The 1,098-nt window shown below is 39.4% G+C and carries 1 protein-coding gene; it reads left to right on the forward strand.

The features are described from left to right. The coding region (locus TD18_RS17300; protein WP_040254869.1) for a hypothetical protein at nucleotides 1-1,098 on the forward strand (1,098 nt) is incomplete at both ends.

A 1,098-nucleotide genomic window follows, 5' to 3' on the forward strand; every position in this document is an offset into this window, starting at 1 on the left:
ATCCGTTAGAGAATTTCACATTAAGTTGTGAAGATGCTTCCAACTATGTTGCTGGTTCATTAGGATATAACAATGGCTTAGAAGGCGATTGTAGCTTAAGTGGTTCATTAGAGCCAATCCAAAAGAATCAATTTGATGCATGTGGCGGAAAAATATTAGTTGATTATATCGGAGAAGATGCATGTGGTAATCCACTAAGTGCAACTTTAGATATTACAGTTGATCCAGCACCAGCACCAGTATTTGATGCTATTGAGGTAGAGGCAGAGTTATCATGTGCAGATGCAGCGACTTACGCCGCAAGTGCATTGAACTATTCAAATGGATTAGAAGGAGTTTGTGAGATTAGTGGTTCAGTAGAGCCAGTACAGACAAATGATTTTGATGCATGTGGTGGAAAAATCACCATAACATGGACAGGACAGGATCAGTGTGGTAACCCACTAAACGCAACAGTAGATATTGATGTATTACCAGCGCCTGAAGCTACAGTAGTTGCTCCATCATTACCTGAAGTTTTATCATGTGAAGAAGCATTTGCTTTTGTTGCAGATGAGGCTACTTATTCTAATGGATTAACAGGTGACTGTGAGATTTCAGGAACTTTGACAGCGACAATCGCAAATAGTTTTGGAAAGTGTGGTGGATTTATTACAGTATCTTACTCAGGTGAAGATGCATGTGGTCGTGATTTAGCTGCAGGTCCTTTTGAAGTTATAGTTGACAGAGCACCAGAAGCTACAGTAACAACTCCAGAGTTTCCAGCAGAAATTACATGTGCAGAAGCTGCAGGTTTCGTTATAGAAAATGCAACTTATAGTAATGGATTGGAAGGAACAGCTTGTGAATTAACAGGTACAATCAATCCAGATGTAGATTATGATTATGATTTATGTGGAGGTACAATCACTGTAAGTTATTTAGCAAAAGATCAGTGTGATAGAGATTTAATGGCAGGACCATTTGTAATCACAGTTACACCAGCGCCAGAGGCAAGTTTTGAAACGCCAGAGCATGAAGAGATTTCTTGTGCAGATGCAGAGAACTACCAACCAGGATTATTAAGCTATTCAAATGGTTTAGATGGTGAGTGTGGAA

Source organism: Psychroserpens mesophilus (assembly GCF_000826645.1).
In the GTDB taxonomy this organism is placed as follows: Bacteria; Bacteroidota; Bacteroidia; order Flavobacteriales; family Flavobacteriaceae; genus Psychroserpens; species Psychroserpens mesophilus.